The organism is Acidaminococcus sp. AM05-11 (genome assembly GCF_003472805.1).
GTDB classification, from domain to species: Bacteria; Bacillota; Negativicutes; order Acidaminococcales; family Acidaminococcaceae; genus Acidaminococcus; species Acidaminococcus hominis.
Map to the genome: position 1 here is coordinate 38411 of NZ_QRMX01000013.1, position 17634 is coordinate 56044.

The 17634-nt window shown below is 54.0% G+C and carries 16 protein-coding genes and 1 rRNA gene (1 of these 17 running past the window's edge); all 17 read right to left on the reverse strand.

Annotation, left to right across the window (positions count from 1 at the left end):
• Positions 1-55: 55 nt before the first annotated feature.
• Positions 56-706, reverse strand: a complete 651-nt coding sequence (locus DW089_RS07645; RefSeq protein ID WP_105327030.1) for a hypothetical protein — start codon at positions 704-706, stop codon at positions 56-58.
• Positions 707-763: 57 nt separating this feature from the next.
• A complete protein-coding gene (locus DW089_RS07650; RefSeq protein ID WP_105327029.1) occupies positions 764-1282 on the reverse strand; it encodes an SH3 domain-containing protein in 519 nt (172 codons plus the stop codon).
• 74 nt (positions 1283-1356) lie between these two features.
• Positions 1357-2940, reverse strand: a complete 1584-nt coding sequence (locus DW089_RS07655; protein WP_105327028.1) for an SH3 domain-containing protein — start codon at positions 2938-2940, stop codon at positions 1357-1359.
• Between the two features lie 23 nt (positions 2941-2963).
• Positions 2964-3617, reverse strand: a complete 654-nt coding sequence (locus DW089_RS07660; RefSeq protein WP_105327027.1) for a YigZ family protein — start codon at positions 3615-3617, stop codon at positions 2964-2966.
• A gap of 145 nt (positions 3618-3762) precedes the next feature.
• On the reverse strand, positions 3763-5043 hold the full coding sequence (locus DW089_RS07665) for an SH3 domain-containing protein (RefSeq protein WP_118287030.1): 1281 nt from the start codon (positions 5041-5043) through the stop codon (positions 3763-3765).
• 149 nt (positions 5044-5192) lie between these two features.
• On the reverse strand, positions 5193-6401 hold the full coding sequence (locus DW089_RS07670) for a dicarboxylate/amino acid:cation symporter (protein WP_105327025.1): 1209 nt from the start codon (positions 6399-6401) through the stop codon (positions 5193-5195).
• A gap of 193 nt (positions 6402-6594) precedes the next feature.
• Positions 6595-7869, reverse strand: a complete 1275-nt coding sequence (locus tag DW089_RS07675; RefSeq protein WP_118287031.1) for an S-layer homology domain-containing protein — start codon at positions 7867-7869, stop codon at positions 6595-6597.
• Positions 7870-8125: 256 nt separating this feature from the next.
• Positions 8126-8557, reverse strand: coding sequence for a Fe-S cluster assembly sulfur transfer protein SufU (sufU, locus tag DW089_RS07680; protein ID WP_370450906.1), 432 nt, complete (start codon positions 8555-8557; stop codon positions 8126-8128).
• A gap of 24 nt (positions 8558-8581) precedes the next feature.
• Positions 8582-9802 carry an aminotransferase class V-fold PLP-dependent enzyme gene (locus DW089_RS07685; RefSeq protein WP_105327022.1) on the reverse strand — a complete coding sequence of 407 codons (1221 nt, stop codon included), beginning with the start codon at positions 9800-9802 and terminating at the stop codon, positions 8582-8584.
• The gene (locus DW089_RS07690; protein WP_105327021.1) at positions 9765-10889 is read right to left on the reverse strand and encodes a SufD family Fe-S cluster assembly protein; all 1125 of its coding nucleotides are present in this window, start codon (positions 10887-10889) and stop codon (positions 9765-9767) included. The genes DW089_RS07685 and DW089_RS07690 overlap by 38 nt, the downstream gene beginning before the upstream one ends.
• Positions 10890-10902: 13 nt before the next feature.
• Positions 10903-12342 carry a Fe-S cluster assembly protein SufB gene (gene sufB, locus DW089_RS07695; protein ID WP_105327020.1) on the reverse strand — a complete coding sequence of 480 codons (1440 nt, stop codon included), beginning with the start codon at positions 12340-12342 and terminating at the stop codon, positions 10903-10905.
• Positions 12343-12357: 15 nt separating this feature from the next.
• Positions 12358-13095 carry a Fe-S cluster assembly ATPase SufC gene (gene sufC / locus DW089_RS07700; RefSeq protein ID WP_105327019.1) on the reverse strand — a complete coding sequence of 246 codons (738 nt, stop codon included), beginning with the start codon at positions 13093-13095 and terminating at the stop codon, positions 12358-12360.
• 372 nt (positions 13096-13467) lie between these two features.
• Positions 13468-14871: a GntP family permease gene (locus DW089_RS07705; protein WP_199614677.1), complete on the reverse strand. Its 1404-nt coding sequence runs from the start codon at positions 14869-14871 to the stop codon at positions 13468-13470.
• 212 nt (positions 14872-15083) lie between these two features.
• Positions 15084-15578, reverse strand: coding sequence for a nitroreductase family protein (locus DW089_RS07710; RefSeq protein WP_105327018.1), 495 nt, complete (start codon positions 15576-15578; stop codon positions 15084-15086).
• Positions 15579-15642: 64 nt separating this feature from the next.
• Complete coding sequence (locus tag DW089_RS07715) at positions 15643-15996, reverse strand: VOC family protein (protein WP_105327017.1); 354 nt, start codon at positions 15994-15996, stop codon at positions 15643-15645.
• A gap of 129 nt (positions 15997-16125) precedes the next feature.
• Positions 16126-16479: a glyoxalase/bleomycin resistance/dioxygenase family protein gene (locus DW089_RS07720; RefSeq protein ID WP_105327016.1), complete on the reverse strand. Its 354-nt coding sequence runs from the start codon at positions 16477-16479 to the stop codon at positions 16126-16128.
• Between the two features lie 1054 nt (positions 16480-17533).
• Positions 17534-17634, reverse strand: a 5S ribosomal RNA gene (rrf, locus tag DW089_RS07725); it runs 54 nt beyond the window's last position.

The window sequence follows — 17634 nt, forward strand, 5'->3', positions numbered from 1 at the left end:
ACACCTTTCTTTCAGTAAAAAAGGGCGGCCATTGCTGACCGCCCCCTTGCTGCGCTTAGTTGTTTTTCAAGGCCTTTTTCAGTTCTCTCCGGCACAGTTTGCCGAATTCCTTGTGAGGCCAATCAGAACGCGGGCTGATGGCGCCGGATTCCATTTCCTGGGTGTAGGACCAATGGTCATCCTTGAACTTGCCTGTCTTGTTGTTCAGGGTAGCAAAACGGCCTTCGAAATCCAGGTCCGTTACCGGTTCCCGGCGGAAGGACTGTTCCGTTACGTCAAATTTGTCCACGGCCATGACGATAACCACATCGGCACCGCTGGCTTCAGCTACGGCCTGAAGGCCGGCTTTGGTGAACAGGTTGTCCTGCTGCTGCAGGGCGACTTTCCGTACCACATCGCTGTCTACCATGTCGTAGGCAGGATACTGGAACAGTTTGGCCAATTCGTTGCTGAATACAATGGGTTTCATGCCCTGGTTGTCTTCTACATCTTCACCGATCATCAAGGGTACCACGGCCAATTTCAGGGATTGAACCTTGGGGGTGGTATCTTCTGCTGCCTGGCCTTTGTCCGCCGTTTGTGCGGTATTTTCCGCAGCGGGTTTAGCCGGAGTAAAGGTAAATGTTGCCGCATCCGCTTTGCCTACCGGTAAGGACAGTACAAAACCGAAGCATACGGCAGCCAAAACTTGCCACAATTTTTTCATGTGATGGAACCTCCTAGTTGTGATTTCTCTTATTTTAGCATAACAAAAGGTGCTTGGCTAGATTTCTTCGCAATAGTCAGAGGCCACCCAGCCGATTTCGCCGTTGTCCCGTCTGACCTTGGTCCAGTTGATGCCGCCGCCTTCCTGGGCATCCAGGATGATGACCACTTCATCCTTTTCGAAATAATCCAGGACGTCCCCGTTTTCACTGGGGTCCCCTCTCATCCGCACTTCTGTGCCGGTAATCCGGCCTTTCCGGTCGGCAGCAAAGGTGGCAGAAGGTACGGTTCCGGTATCCGCAACCCGGCAGTATTCCCCGGCAACCCAGCCGGTAACGCCGTTTTTCCGGGTAACCTGGTACCATTTCCGGCCGCCCCGTACATCACTTTGCAGTACGGTCACCGCTTCGCCGTCTTCAAAATAGCCCAGAATATCCGTGTTGGTACCTGCGCCGCTGCGCATCCGGACTTCCGTGCCAATAATGGTTCCAGGAGCCGCTGCGTCCACCCGTTCCATGGGGAACGTGAGACCCAGGGCACAGCACAGGGCTGCCAAAATTCTTCCAACTTTATTCATGGTGGTCTCGTCACCTCTCTTTGGTTTATGGCTAGACTATATAGTCTGATTGTAACACAGCCAGCCCGCTTTGGCTAGTTTTGTTGACAGTACTGGGCCGCTACCCAGCCAATAGAGCCGTCAGAGCGTTTCACCTTGTACCACTTCATACCGTCTCCGTCGCCCACTTCCATAATGGTGACTTCTTCGCCCTTGGTATAGTAGCCCAAGATGTCTGCAGAAGTGCTGGCGCCGCCCCGGATCCGCACGTCGGTACCGGTAATCACGGCCTTGGTGGAAGCGCTGGAGCTGGCAGCAGAGCCCGTATTTCCGGCAGAAACCTCCGGAATCTGGGCCCCTTCCGCAGGCTGGCAGTATTCAGAAGCAATGTAGCCATTGGTGCCGTCGCCCCGGGCCACCTGGTACCAGGTTAGGCCGCTGCCCTGGGCTTTGCCCTTGATGTACACCACTTCACCCTTGGTGAAGTAGCCCAGTACGTTGGCGTCCAGGCTGGCGCCCTCCCGGAACCGTACATCGGTGCCGGTGACGTAGCCCTGGTTGCCGGTAAGTACCGGTGCCTGGAAAGCAGGTTCAGCCGGAGCCGCAGGAGCCGGTGCCGGAGCAGGAGCTGCGGGCTGAGCTGCGGGCTTAGCCGCAGGCGCCGGGGTCTGGGCAGCCGGAGCTGGTTTCACTTCATCCAGGGCCGGTGCGGCCTTTACTGCCGTTCTGGCTGCACCGGCAGCGGTCTTGGCCGTTTCCTTGGCAGTGGTCTTAGCCGCAGCCACCGTAGTCTTGGCGGCCGCTTTCTTTTCTGCTGCAGCTTTTTCCGCAGCCGTTTTCTTGGCCGCCGCTTCTTTGGCAGCCTTTTCCGCAGCTGCTTTTTCTGCTGCGGCCTTCTTGGCAGCTTCCTTAGCGGCTTTCTCTGCCGCTGCCTTTTCGGCTGCGGCCTTTTCTTCAGCCGCTTTCTTGGTTGCCGCCGTTTCAGCCGCAGCCTGGCTGGCCGTCTTTTCCACGGTCTTTTCCGTGGCGGCAGCTGCGGTAACCGGAGCCGTCACCGACGGAGTGCCCGCAGGATTATCCGGCAGGGCTGCCGACAGGTTCACTTCGATTTCCCCTTCGTTCTTATCCAGCACGGAACCGGCATGGTAGACCCCGATAATGCTCCCATCCTGGTCCACATAGTACGTATCCGGCAGGGTCTTCTGCTTGGCCGGGTCCACGTCGTACAGGTACTGGAGGCTGTTTTCGGAACGGTTGGCCAGCTGCTGCTGGTTGTAGTAATAGCTGAGCTGCCGCTGGGCCCCGGTTTTCCGGTCAAAGGTCATACCCTGGGTTTCTTCCACGCCCATGTTGGGGGTCATGACCACCGTCAGGCTGATCAGATCCGGGTCGGATTTGTGCACATCGTAATGCACCTTGCCCCCGCCCAGGGTAGAGGCCTCGCTGACGTAGGACGCTACCTGGCTGCTCAGGGCGCTGTTGATTTTTTCATCGGCGGCACTGCTGCCCCCGGAAACCTCCGGGCATTCCACCGTTACCTGTTTCTCCGTCCGGGTAATGGTTTTTACCGGCAGGGACGCGGCCCAAATAGGGGTCGTAAAGCCCAGCACGGCACAGCTCAGCAGTACTGCACAGGTTTTCTTGAAACTGATTGGTTTTCCTATTTTTCTCCGTGTCATAATTATCCTTCCATTTCACACTTCTACTCGGCTGGCTTCTGGTCCAGATCCACCGGCTGCTCTGCAAAAAAGCTGCCTGCCTGGGTCAGTTCCACTTCCCGGCTGAGATTTTCCGTCAGCCAGGCTTCGGCTTCCAGTTTTTGGTCTTCCGGCAGGGTCACATGAATGTGCACGCTGCTGTCATATTCCACTTGGCCCACCGCAAACAGGGTCTGCCGGTACAGCTGGTTCAGCACCCGCCCGGCATCTTCCATGGACCAGTCAAACACATAATCTCCCATGGGAATCCTTTGGGCCAGTCCGGCTTCGTCCACCGCCTGGACCACGGCCTTCCCGTAGGTGCGGGTCAGTCCCCCGGCTCCCAGCTTGATGCCCCCGAAATACCGGGTCACCACCGCCGCCACATCGTACAGCTCCCGGCGCCGCAGCACCTCCAGCATGGGCGAACCGGCGGTACCGCTGGGCTCTCCATCATCGCTGGACCGTTCCACCCGGCCGTCCTGGCCTACAATATAGGCAGAACAGTTATGGGAAGCGTCCCAGTATTGCTTTTTCATTTGTTTCACAAAGGCCTGGGCTTCCTCCTCGGTTTCCACCCGCTGCAAATGGCAGAAAAACCGGGATTTTTCCACCACCAGTTCGCTGGTGACCGGCTTTTGAATGATGTATTTCCCCATAAGCTTTCCTTTCAAAAACTTGCAATGTATTCTTATATTATACGATATTCCTGGGTGAAATTTCCAGTGGCGTATTGGTGACATTGTTTTGGACAGGAAAAAAGGGCAGCTCCCCCAGGAACTGCCCTCGTTTTTTCTATTGCTTTTACCGGACGGTAGCCATTTCCGTCATCTGGTTCACCAGCGGATTGCCGCTGCCGCCCAACAGGTCCACCTGGCTGACCACCACCTGCATCACCCGGTTTTTCACCACCCCGCTGGCGGTGGGCTGGCCGTAGGAAGCCAGGGAATGGATCATGTAGGGCGTTCCCTGATAATTCCCCAGCACCAGCATTACGTGGTAGGGGGTAAACAAAATGGAACCCGGCGCTGCGCTGCCGATGACGGCCATTTTCTGGTCGTGGCTCAGCCCCCGGAGATTTCTGCCGCCCAGGGCTCTGGCCTGTTCGTCCCCATTCCGGGGCAGTTCAATGCCCACGGTCCGGTACACGTCCTGGGCCAGGGAGGAGCAGTCCACGCTGTTTTCCATGCCGCCCCAGCCGTAGGGAGCCCCCAGATGTTTAAAGGCCATGGTCACAATATTGTTGGCCGTATAGGGCAGATACCCCTGATGGAGATTGGGGCCGTAGGACGCCTTTACCGGGTCAATCTGGAGATAGCCTTTGGCGTCCCGGGTGGGCAGCAGCAATTTGCCGCCCTGGGTGGGAATCACAGCCCCCATTTGGTACAGCTGGGGCTTGCTCCCCGCCGTCAGGCTCAGCAGCCGTCCCGTTACCACGGCAGGAGCCGCCGGCTGGGCGTAGGTCTGCCAGGTTTTGGCGTCCGTAACTGCCACCTTGTTGGTGGGCACCCAGCCCCGGTAGTGGGGGGTCCGGACAAAAATAAAGTTGCCCTGGGGATTGGTGTGGTAGATGCGCACCGGCGTAGCAGGGTCCACCGCCGTTTCCTGCCAGCTGTCAAAATGCCGGTCGGAAGGGTCGGAAAAAGCCCGACTCAGGGTGGGGAACGTTTTCAGGTCCACCCGGTCCACCAGCACCCCATACCGCACCTTGTTGCTGGGGCGGATATTGGCTTTGGCATCGCTTTTCAGCTTGCTGGCCGCAGCGCTGCCAAGAGGAGCTCCCTGGACGTACAGGTCGTCTTCCATGCCCAGGGCGTTCACGTATTGGGTCAGCTGGCTGCCGGAGATGGTATCCCCCAGGCCGGTAATGGTATCACCAAAAATGGTTTTCTCCATTTGCTGGTTCAGGGCCTTGATCCGGGCCGGGGAAGCTAGCACCGTATTGCCGCTTTGGGTGGTCCAGGCCGCAGGGGTACACAGGGCTGCCGGGGTGCCGGGCATGGAAGCCGCCAGGGCCACCTGGGCAGAAATACAAAGGGCGCCGGTGAAAACAGCCGCCCGGGAAAGCAGTTGGGAAAAATGCATGAATAAAACCTCCTTTTACAATCCTTTTTATTATACCCACTCCCCCGCCCTCCTGGCAAATAAACAGAAAGCAAAGCGGCGCAAAAAATGCGGGGCAGCCTGCGCCGTCCCGCATTCGTTCTGCTCTATTTCCAAAAGCCAGGCTTTCCTTAGAAATCTCCCAGCTCCCGTTTCCGTTCGCTGGCATCTACGCAGCAGGAAACCATAATGTCGCCGGTAATGTTCACCGTAGTCCGGGGCATATCCAGAATCCGGTCGATACCGGCAATCAGGGCACTGCCTTCCAGGGGCAGCCCAATGGCCGTCAGGATCATGGTCAGCATAATGTAGCCGGCCCCGGGCACCCCTGCCGTCCCAATGGACGCCAAGGTCCCGGTGATGATAATGGTCACGTACTGGGCGGTGGTCAGCTCCACCCCGTAGATCTGGGCCACAAACAGGGCGCAGACCCCCTGGTAGATGGCCGTGCCGTCCATGTTGATGGTAGCCCCCAGCGGCAGTACGAAACTGGAGATTTCCGGATTTACTCCCAGATTCTCGGCGCACTGCATACTGACAGGCAGGGTCCCGTTGGAGGAGCAGCCCGTAAAGGCCACCAGCTGGGCCGGCAGAATGGTTCTAAAGAAGGTACCCAGGGGCAGTTTGGTCAGGAGCTTGATCAGGCCCCCGTACACCACTGCTGCGTGCAGGGCGCAGCCCAGGTACACCGCCACAATCACCTTGGCCAAAGGCAGCAGCACGTCCGGTCCGTTGGCCGCCACCACCGGGCAGATCAGCCCGAAAACACCAATAGGAGCCAGCTGCATGATGTAGTGGACAATCTTGTAGCAGACTTCCGTAATGCCGTCCAGGGTCTTTAAAAGGGTGTCCGCCCGCTCCCCTACGGAAACGATGCCGATGCCGGTAAATACCGACAGGACGATAATTTGCAGCATATTGGCCTTCAGCATGGCATCAATGGGGTTGGTGGGAAAAATATCGATGATGACCTTCATCAGGGGCGGTGCCTGTTTGGCAGCCGCTTTCACCCCTTCTCCCGGCAGGCTGAGCCCGGCCCCAGGCTGGAAAATAATCCCCAGCATAATGCCCAGGCAGATGGCAAAGGCCGTGGTACCCAGGTACATGATCACCGTCTTGGCCCCAATCCGGCCAATTTTCTTGATGTCCCCCAGCCCGGCCACGCCCAGCACCAGAGAGGAGAATACCAGGGGCACAATGATCATCTTGATCATGTTCATAAAGATGGCGCCCAAAGGCGCAATCCAGGTGGTGGCAAAGGGCAGTCCACTCTGCCCCAGTCCCAGGCCAGCCGCCACGCCCAAAATCAGGCCCGCCAAAATCTTTGTTGTAAGTCCCATACAAATCCACCCCTTTCCAACTGAATAATGATTGCTTTACTATATTTCTATTTTAGCAAGTTCTTTTGTAACAAACAAGAAATATGTTACAACCTTTTTAATTGTTGGAAAAACCCAGGAGAAAATATAAAAAACGAGACAATTCCCGAAGAAATTGTCTCGCGTTGCGGCAGGCTGTTCAAGCTGCCTAAAATTAGAAGGTAACCACCATTTGGGACCACAGGGTGCGGGCGTGTTTGCCGTTTTCGTCCCCGCCTTTGCCTTTCAGGTCGTAGTAGTCCACTTCGGCTACAAGGTTCTTGGCCAGGGTCACATTACCGCCCACTTTCCAGCCTTTGAATCCGTAGGTGGGGAAAGCGTCCCAAGCGCCGTCCATGGTATGGGCGATAACCGTAGGAGCTGCCTGGTCGTAGTAGGTTGCCAGCAGGCCCCAGCTGCCCGGGGTATCGCTTTCTGCCCCGCCGTAGGTGATGTGGGCTACAAAGCCGTCATCATCAGCGTTTGCCTTGTCAATATCGTCGTTATTGCCCTTCAGGTACATACCGCCGAAGTTGACCTTGCCAGCGGTGTAATCAGCGCCGACGGTCCAGATTTCGTCGTCGGTGCCGTCCATGCCCATGGAGTGCACGTCCTTGGCTTTCAGATAGCTGCCGGCCAGGTGCAGGTTGCCCCAATCGCCACCCAGTTCGCCAAAGGCAAATTTGCCGGCGCCTTCTTCCAGGTTTTCATCTCCGTTCAGCTTGGTCCAGCTATAATCGCTGGCGCTGGCCATTTTGCCGTAAGCGCCGGTTACGTAGGCTTTGCCGAAGTTGTAGGTGGCTCTTACGCCATCCACTTGGGAATCGTAGATATTGCCGTCAGCCAGGAATTCATCGTAGCGGCCGGCTTTTACCTGCAAACCGCCCAAACGGCCTTCCAGGAAAGCTCTTTGGAAATCGGTGTCATCATCCCCGGATTCGTTTTTGCCACCGAAGTATTGATGATTTTCCAACATGGAAACATAATGCCAGTTGTCGTTGACTTCGCCGGTAAGCCAGATACGGGTACGCAGGTCGGATTCGGAGTTACCGCTGTCATCGCCTTTGAAAACAGCGCCGCTGTTGTTGGCATAGCTGATTTGGGCTTCCCCAGTAATCTGAACCATATCAGCATTCTTTTCCAGTTTAGCGACTCTAACTCCCAAATTATCCAGTTCATCAGCAAACTCGCTGACCAGTCTGTCGTCAGCGCCAATAGCGCCTTTGGCCAGAGCCTTGGCCACAATCTGGGCCATTTCATACCGGGTCATGGTGCGGTCGCCCTTGAAGCTGCCGTCGGGATAGCCATCCACAATACCGGCTGCCGCCAGTTTGGCTACAGCTCCGTAAGCCCAATGGCCTGCGGGAAGATCAGAAAAAGGATTGGCGGCAAAAGCCGTTGCGCTGACTCCCAGAGCCATGGCCAGAGCCATTACCAGTTGTTTGTTCATACTTGCTTCCTCCTTAGGACGCAGCAAAAGGTCCTTGGGCAAGAGTTTCCTTGTTTCCTCTGCGGGACTTTTCTGCGCTTTTTTAGATTAGCCTATACTAACTACTTTTGGCAATTCATTAGTATATATGAACTCGTGTGTAATTGCAACCCTTTTATGGCAAACTGGTGAATTTTTTTCATCAGTTACAAAAAAAGCACCCCTGCCCCATCTCGTACAGATGGAGCAGCGGCGCTGCAATACTGCTTGGAAACGCTTATTTGCCTTCTTCCAGGGCATCTTTCAGGGTATGCCAGGCCAGAACAGCGCATTTTACCCTGGCAGGCATATTGGAGATGTTCTTCAAAGAAATGGCATCTTCCAAATCCTCCAGCTTGTCGTCATCGGTTTCTTCCCGCTTGATCATGGCCAGGAACAGGTCAATCAGGCGCAGGGCTTCCTTGACGCTTTTGCCTTTGATCAGGTCGATCATCATGTCGGCAGAAGCCTGGCTGATGGCACAGCCATGGCCCGTGTAGGCGGCGTTCTTCACAATGCCGTTTTCAATGTCGGCCTGGAGGGTAATGTCATCGCCGCAGCTGGGGTTATGCCCATGTTCTTGCAGGGTATGGGGATTCAGTTCATGCTTATTGCTTTGGTTTTGGTTGTGTTCCAAGATAATATCGGAATACAACTGATTCATATCCAATTCGTTATCCATAGTTTCACCTACTCAGTCCTTGAAGCCCATCTGCTTGCGCACCAGCGGCAGTTTGGACAGGAAGTAATCTACTTCTTCAATGGTATTGTAAATGTAGAAGCTGACCCGGTTGGACGCTTCACAGTGCAGATGTGCCCCCAGGGGCTGTGCACAGTGGTGGCCGCTGCGAATGGCAATGCCGTAGCTGTCCAGAATGGTGGCTGCATCGTGGGGATGGACGCCATCGATGGTAAAGGCAATGACCCCTACCTTTTCTTCCGGATTGCTGCTGCCGATCAGATGGATGAAGGGCAGCTTTTTCATGCCTTCCAGGCAGTGCTTGGTCAGTTCGTATTCGTGCTGTTCAATGGCGTCAAAGCCGATGTCTTCCAGGTAGTCAATGGCTGCATGGAGGGCAACAGCCCCTTCCACATTTTCCGTGCCGGCTTCAAATTTGAAGGGCAGTTCGTTGAAGGTGGTGGTCTGTTCCTGCACGTATTCAATCATGTCGCCGCCGCTGAGGAAGGGTTCCATATCGTTCAGCAGCGCTTCTTTCCCGTACAGCACGCCGGTGCCGGCAGAGCCCAGCATCTTGTGGCCGGAGAAGACGTAGAAGTCGCAGTCCCATTTCTGCACGTCGGATTTCATATGGGGTGCAGCCTGGGCACCGTCCAGAACTACCACAGCACCTACGCTGTGGGCCTTTTGAATGACCTTTTCAATGGGGCGCTTCATGCCGAGAACGTTGCTGACGGCGGCAAAGGCCACGATTTTGGTCTTGTCGTCAATCTTGGCCAGATCTTCGTCAGTGAAATGGCCCTCGTCGTCCAGGTACATATATTCCAGCTTGGCGCCGGTTACCCGGCAGACTCTCTGCCAGGGCACCAGGTTGGAATGGTGTTCGGAAATGGGGAGTACAATCTTGTCCCCTGCCTTCAGGTGGGTTTCCCCGTAGCTCCGAGCCACCAGGTTCAGGGCCTCGGTAGAGTTCCGAACGAAGATCACTTCCCGGCTGGATTTGGCATTGATAAAGCGGCGCACCGCTTCCCGGGCGTTATCGTACAGCTCGGAGGCTTCAATGCTCAGCACGTGGGCGCCCCGGTGGGGATTGCCGTTGTGATGCTCCAGCAGGTCCACCATGGCGTGGATCACCTGATAGGGTTTTTGGGTGGTAGCAGCATTGTCCAGATAGACAAGCTGATGGCCATTATGCATTTTAGTCAAGATTGGGAAATCTTTGCGTACATTTATCATTGCAATTTCCTTTCTGGTGGCAGAACTGCATTTTGGTCCGTACAGCCTGGAGCGCCTTGTTTTCCAGATCTTCATCGCCCAGCTGGTCGATAACCGGCCGGATGTTGGATTCTACGATAATCAATTGGGCACCGGCTTCGTTAAAGCCGCGGCTCATGAGATAGAACAGCATGTCCTTATCCAATTGGCCGGAGCTGGAAGCATGGTTGCCAACCACATCGTCTTCCTTGCACAGCAGCAGCGGCACGGAAATGGAGTGCACGCCCTTGTTCAGCAGCAGGCAGACATCGGATTCGTTGCCCACAGCCTTTTTGCCGCCCCGGAGGAAGTCGATGGTTCCCCGGAAGTACTTCTTGGAAGTCCCCATCAGGGCACCGGTGGTCAGAATGTCCGTATTGGTCTTGCAGCCCTTGGTGGGTACCCAGTAGGAGTAGTCAAACAGCTGGTCGTCGCTGCCCAGGTACATGGAAGCACTGGTAAAATCGGCTTCATCATAGTCCAGGTTGCTGCGCACGTAGATCAGGTTCTGCTTGCCGCCCACTTCGGAGCTGACGAATTTCACTTTGGCCCGGGTGCTTTCCTGGCTCAGGCGCTGGTCAATATGCCGCACCCCTTCCCCATGGATCTGCACCTTGCTGATGGTCACCTTGGCATCTTCTTCTGCCTCAATGTATTGCAGCAGGTTCACGTAGCCGCCTTCAGCATCGCCGTCAAACAATTCGAAGACGTGCAGTTCGCTGCCCTTTTGGGCGTCGATTTTCAGCTGGCCTACCAGCCGGGGATTTTCTTCCGTCACTTCATAATGGAGCCAAACGGAAACTTTTTCACCAGCAGGAACGGTAATGGAGCAGTTCACATTGCCCCCTGCCAGTGCTTCAGCCAGGGACTCCTTGCTGGAACCTTGGTAATCTCCCAGGTCCGGCAATTGGTTTCCGGCGTACGCTTTTACTTCTGCCTTACCTTCCTGGCGGGTGGACAGTTCCACCGGCTTTAAGGCTGCAGCCGGTTCAGCGTCCAGTTCCAGGTGGTTCACCTTCATCCAGCGGAATGTGGGACGAGGGAGTTCGTTGAAATATTCTTTTTGCATGGTCTCCCCTCCCTTACATGGAACCCTTGAGTTCCAGATTGATCAAGTTGTTCATTTCCACAGCGTATTCCAGCGGCAGGGCCTTGGATACAGGTTCTACGAAGCCCCGTACCAGCATGGCTCTGGCTTCATCTTCGCTGAGGCCGCGGCTCATCAGGTAGAAGATGGCTTCATCGGAAATACGGCCGATCTTGGCTTCATGGCCCAGATCCACGTTATCGTTTTTGATGACGATGGCCGGAATGGTATCGGATTGGGAAATTTCATCCAACATCAGGGATTCACAGCTGACGTTGGACTTGGAGCCTTCGGCCTTCTCGTTGATGACCACAGAGCCCCGGTAGATACAAACCCCGCCGTCCTTGGAAATGGACTTGGAGTTGATGTTGCTGGTGGTATGGGGTGCATTGTGGACCACCTTGGACCCGGTATCCAGGTACTGCCCCTTGCCGGCAAAGGTTACACCGGTAAATTCGCAGTGGGCCCCTTCCCCGTTGAGGATGCTCATGGGGTACAGGCAGGAGGTATGGGAACCAAAGGAACCGGTGACCCAGTTGATGGTGCCGTTCTTGCCCACGATGCAGCGCTTGGTGTTCATGTTGTACATATTCTTGGACCAGTTCTCAATGGTGGAATAGGTCAGGGTGGCGTCGTCGCCTACGAACAGTTCCACTGCACCGGCGTGGAGGTTGGCCACGTTGTACTTAGGAGCGGAGCAGCCTTCGATGAAGTGCACCTTGGCGCCCTTTTCCACAATAATCATGGTATGTTCGAACTGGCCGGCCCCAGGAGCGTTCAGACGGAAGTAGCTCTGCAGGGGGATGGACACGTCCACCCCGGCCGGTACGTACACAAAGGAACCGCCGGACCAAACAGCCCCGTGCAGAGCTGCAAACTTGTGGTCCGTAGGAGGAATCAGCTTCATGAAATGGGCCCGTACAATATCTTCGTACTGTTTCAGTGCCGTATCAAAGTCGGTGTAGACCACGCCTTGCTTTACCAGTTCATCCTGGATGCTGTGGTACACCACTTCGGAGTCGTACTGGGCGCCAACCCCTGCCAGAGAGGTCTTTTCTGCTTCGGGAATACCCAGCCGGTCAAAGGTATCTTTGATTTCGTCCGGCACATCGTTCCAGCTGGCTTTCATCTGGGTATTGGGCCGTACGTAGGTAATGATGTTGCTCATGTCCAGGCCGCTGATATCCGGTCCCCAGATGGGGTACGGAATCTGGTTGTAGATTTCCAGGGATTTCAGCCGGAAGTCCAGCATCCACTTGGGTTCCTGTTTCTTCTCAGAAATCTCCCGGACGATGTCGGGGGTCAGGCCAGCATCGGTGCGGTAGGAGTAATCAAAATCATTTCTAAAGTTATACATATTGCCCAGGTCGTCCAAGGAGTTGATCACTTTTTCCTGATCCAACTTGGCTTCCTCGGCCTTCTTTTCTTCAGTCATAGTTTTCACCGCCCATTATTTCTTATAAGCGTCATAGCCGTTGGCTTCGATTTCCTGAATCAGGGAAGCGTCACCGGTCTTGACGATGCGGCCGTTGATCAGCACGTGCACCACATCCGGGTGGAGTTTTTGCAGGATTTCGCTATGGTGGGTGATGATCAGCAGGGAGTTGGTTTCATTGTGGTACTGGTTCACTGCCTTGGATACAATCCGGACAGCGTCCACGTCCAGGCCGGAGTCGATTTCGTCCAGCATGGTCAGTTTGGGTTCCAGCATGCACATTTGCAGAATTTCGTTCTTTTTCCGTTCGCCGCCGGAGAAGCCATCGTTCACATAGCGTTCCGCGTAGGAACGGTCCATGGCCAGTTCGTCCATTTCCTTGTGCAGCTTCTTTCTAAAGGGCATGATCCGCTGCTTTTCACCGCTGATGGTGCTTTTGGCATTACGGATAAAGTTTTCTACGGAAATCCCCTGTACGGAGATAGGAGCCTGGAAAGCCATGAAAATGCCAGCCTTGGCTCTTTCGTTTACCGGTTCATGGGTAATTTCCTTGCCTTCAAAATAGATATGACCATCGGTAACCACATATTTGGGGTTGCCCATGACAGTATTGAATAACGTTGATTTGCCGGCGCCGTTGGAGCCCATAATGACATGGGTTTCGCCGGTATTGATGACCAAATCCAGGCCTTTCAGGATTTCTTTTCCTTCAACAGCCACCTTCAATCCTTCCACGCGCAATAGTTCACTCATTTTAATCTCTCCTACCCACAGGCCCTTCAATGCTCTGTGTTTCTGAATTTATACCACTTTCCTATAAAACGTTCTGCCCGCCTAGACGGCCAGCCCCTAACCTTTGGCTGGTACGGAAGGCAAACGAACCAATCGGCTTTGGAGGTGACTTTCTACTGTAACCGAAAAATATTCACCTCATTGCATTTCCTATTATAATCGATTTGTCCTTCACTTACAAGATATCCTACTCCAGTTGGGGGGAATTTTTTTTGTAAATTTTATAGCACTTTTGCCTAAGAAAAGAAATCTTCGTTTTTCTCCTGCTTTCCGGCACAAAAAAACAAGGCCGTGAATAGTCACAGCCTTGCCTGAAACGATTTGGGTGCTGCCTCAGCGCATAATCAGGTAAATGATGTATACGTTGATCATGGCAGCAATACCGGTCACCAGGGTGCCCATGGTTTGTGCCCGGTAGCCGTCTTCCACTTCCATGTCGCCAAAGTTGGTAACAACCCAGAAGTAGGAGTCGTTGGCGTGGGATACGGTCATGGCACCAGCGCCGATGGCAATTACCGTAATGGCAGCCAGGGTGGGAGTTGCCAGGCCCAGGGTTCCCATCAGCGGAGCCATAATGCCGGCGGTAGTGGTCAGAGCTACCGTGGAGGAGCCCTGTGCCGTCTTCAGGATGGCGGACAGAATGAAGGGGAAGAAAATGCCCAGGCTGGCCAGGGTGGTGGAATTCTGTTTAATAAAGTTCACCATGTCGGTGGAAGCAATGACCTTACCCAGTACGCCGCCGGCAGCGGTGATGAACAGGATGGGACCAACCACCTGCAAGGTTTCGTTGGTAATGTCATAGAAAGCCTGTTTCTTGTTTTCTACAGTACTTTGGAACAGCAGGATAATGCCCAGGATAACGCCTACGCTGATGGCGATGATGGGCGTACCCAGGAAGGTAACGATAGCAGGTTTGCTGCCTGCCATAGCCATGGCGGAAGAAATACCCATCAGGAGAATGGGCACTACAATGGGGGCGAAGCTCATGAAAGCGCTGGGCAGCTGGCCATAGCTCTTAATCAGTTCTTCGTAGCTTTGTTCCGCATCGGCGCCGCCTTCTTCGGTCATTTCCCGTTCTTCCTTGGTTTTTACCCGCTTGCCAATATAGTTGGAGTAGCAATAGGCAGCAATCATCGGCAGAATGGAAGCGCAGACGCCCATGATGATGATCAGCATCAGGTTGGGTTCCATGTTCATGCCGTCATAAATGGTGTTGGCTGCGGCAATGGGGCCCGGAGTAGGAGGAATGAAGCAGTGGGAAATGTACAGGCCCATGGACATGGCCACGGCGGTACCTACGCCGGAAGCATGGGTACGGCGTACCAGAGCCCGGCGGATGGGGTTCAGGATAACGAACCCGCTGTCGCAGAATACGGGGATGGAAACAATCCAGCCCATAATCAGCACGGCCAGGGAGGTATTGTTCTTACCCACCAGCTTGACCACGCAATCGGCCATCTTCAGGGCTGCGCCGGTCTTTTCCAGCAGGGAACCTACCAATGCACCCATGATGATAACAATACCGATGCTGGTGAACGTACCGGCGAACCCGGCGCTGACCACATCAGCGATACCCAGAACCTTACCTGTCTTTACCAAGGGAATTCCGCCTACCAGGCCGAAGATAACGGAAATGCCCAGGATTGCCAGGAACGGATGGATCTTGAATTTTGCAATGGCTGCGATCATAACGATAATAGCAATAACAAATGCGAAAATAAGAGGTAATCCAGTCACGTAAAACACGCTCCTTTTTTGTACGTTGATGAGAATCGGCCATTCTCATTGCGTGTAATAGTATACAATAATTCGGCAGAAATAGAAACAAAGAAAAATTCACACAATTTTTGCAATGGTCTTTTTCCAGTCCTGACGCCCCGGGCCTGCAATAACCCCCGGAAAACGCAGCAAAGACGCCTTCCCGCCAGGGGAAAGCGCCTTCTATAGGACTATTTCAATTCTCTGATCCAATCCGCATGGAACGGATGCACCGGCTGGGGCTGCTCCTTGGGATAGCCCACGGCCACCATGGCAAAAGGAGCTTCTTCCGGCGGCAGCTGGAGGATTTTAGCCACTGCTGCCATCCGCTCCGGGCGGGGGTACACCCCCAGCCAAACAGCGCCTAGCCCCTGCTGCACCGCGGCCAGCAGCAGATTCTCCACGGCAGCGCTGGTATCAACGGGAGCATACTCCGGCAGCTGGCAATCCTTGCGAAAAGCCGGCACCAGAATAACCGGAGCCTGGGCCGCAAACCCGGCAAAAGGGCTGGCTGCGGCCAAGCGCTCTTTCAGGTCCTGCCTGCGCACCACCGTAAAGCGCCAGGGCTGCTGATTGCAGGCAGACGGCGCGGCCATAGCAGCCCGGAGCAAAGCCGTTACCGCTTCTGCAGAAACAGGTTTAGCACTGTAACTTCTCACACTTCTGCGTTCCATAATCAAATCCATACCATTCCCACTCCTTATAGACGGCAAAAACGGTTTCCCCGGAGAGAAACCGTTGCAAATTGACTTAATTGCAAATATGGATGGCAAAACCGGCAAAATCTTGTTTCAAATAAACAAAGTTGATTTTCCCGTTCTCATCCCGGCGCATGCCTTCTTCGTAGAATTCAATGCCCTTGGCAGACAAATCCGCCATAGCAGCTTCCACATCATCAGTAGAGAGACCAATATGACCCTTGGTCCCCCATTTGGGATATTTCATCACTTCGAAAGCATTGCCTACAAATACCCGCAGGTCATTATCCGCACCCTTTTCCATATTGAACAGCGCGCACAGCACCTTCACCAACTGATTGGCTTCTTCCGCATTCTCACAGTTGATGCCCACGTGTTTCAGGCGATAGGAAATCGTTTTACTCATAGAAACTCCTCCTCGTATATAAACCGCTTTAGAAAGTATGTTTGTATTATACCCTATGGAGGCCAGGGATACCATAGAATACATCGGAAGCAAAAAATGATTTTCCCAAACAGCCGTCCTGCACAAAAGTTATTCCGTCAAATGGAAAGAAAAACCGCCGATTTCCCCTTCCAGGTACACCACACTGATCTTTCCATCTGCCCGCCGCCGAATGCTGTCCTGGTCAAAGGTCACCCCTTTGTCCGCCAAATCCGCCATAGCAGCCTCCACGTCCTCTGTCTGAAGGGCAATGTGGCCATGAGCGCCCCGTCCCGGCTCCTTGAACACTTCAAAAACGCTGCCCACAAAGATACGGGAAGCATTTTCAGAGCCCTTATGCAGATTGAATAGGCAGCACAAGAGCGGTACCAACTTACGGGCTTCCGCTTCGTTGGCACAGTTAATGCCAATATGCTTCAAACGATAGGTAATGGGTGTAGTCATGGGTCATATCCTCTTTCCTTGCTTGTAAAGCAGGCGATTATACGAATTTACCGGCTTCCGGACCGCAAATGGTAGAAAATCACATACAACAGCCCAAGAAGTAGGAAAGCAGGTGCAGTTCCAAACGGGATGAGGAACCGTACCTGCCTTCCAAGAAGTGGGAGAATCTATAGGTTAACTCCCTAAAAGAGAAAACCATCAGCGTACAAAAGGAACCCTGCTGTCCAGGCAATCCCTGGGCAGCACAGCAAAGATGTGGAGAAAACTAAGAAAAATATACTAACACTATTAGGTTCCCTTGGTGTACTAATCATAGCAAGAAAATAAACGTTTTCCAATTATACGAAAGTATATATTTTTCCCTTCAGGCCGGAAAAAAGGGGAATTTTCAAAAAAAAAAATTGGATTTCTTCCCACTGCTAAGATGAACCAGTAAAGAAAAGGAAGTCGGTTAGAAAAAGTGGGTTTTATGAGTCCGATTCTAAGAAGTTGAAATGCAGTAAAACTTGTGAGATAATAGCCCCATCTGCGCCTTTGGAATCCATATGCTAGGCGCATCTTCCCCGTTTCAGCTGTTCCACAGCTGAAACGGAGAAGACAAGTGGGCGGAGAAGGCAGCGACCGGTGGCCGAAAAAACTGATAGAGTTACAAAACTTCCTCAGCCAGCCTATGGGCTGACAGCCCCTGCACGCTTGCAGGGGCCGGTCTGAGGCCTATACTGGTCATGTGCTAAACGGGGTTCTGAGAAAAGGATAATGGTAGGTCAATAAATTTCCACATCCAACCCCATCTAGAACTTGACCAGCAGCGGCATAGAACGCTTCCTGCAAACGTGTAGGAAGTGGCGCCGCAAGGCGACGATAGAAGTTCATTATTTCACACCCGCAGCATCCCACTGGCCCGCACCTCCAGTTAATCACGGGCAGTACGTTTAACCGCCGCCCCCAGATAATCGACAACCCAGCCCCATCCCCGGGCTCTCCCCGGGAAGGTCTGGGTTATTGTTTTTCACATAAGAAAAGACCCGAGTGAATCATCACTCGGGTCTTGCCTAACCGGCAGCTTCCTATCCTCCCGGACCGTTTCCAGTCGAGTACTTTCGGCGTATGAAGGCTTAACTACTGTGTTCGGCATGGGAACAGGTGGATCCCTTC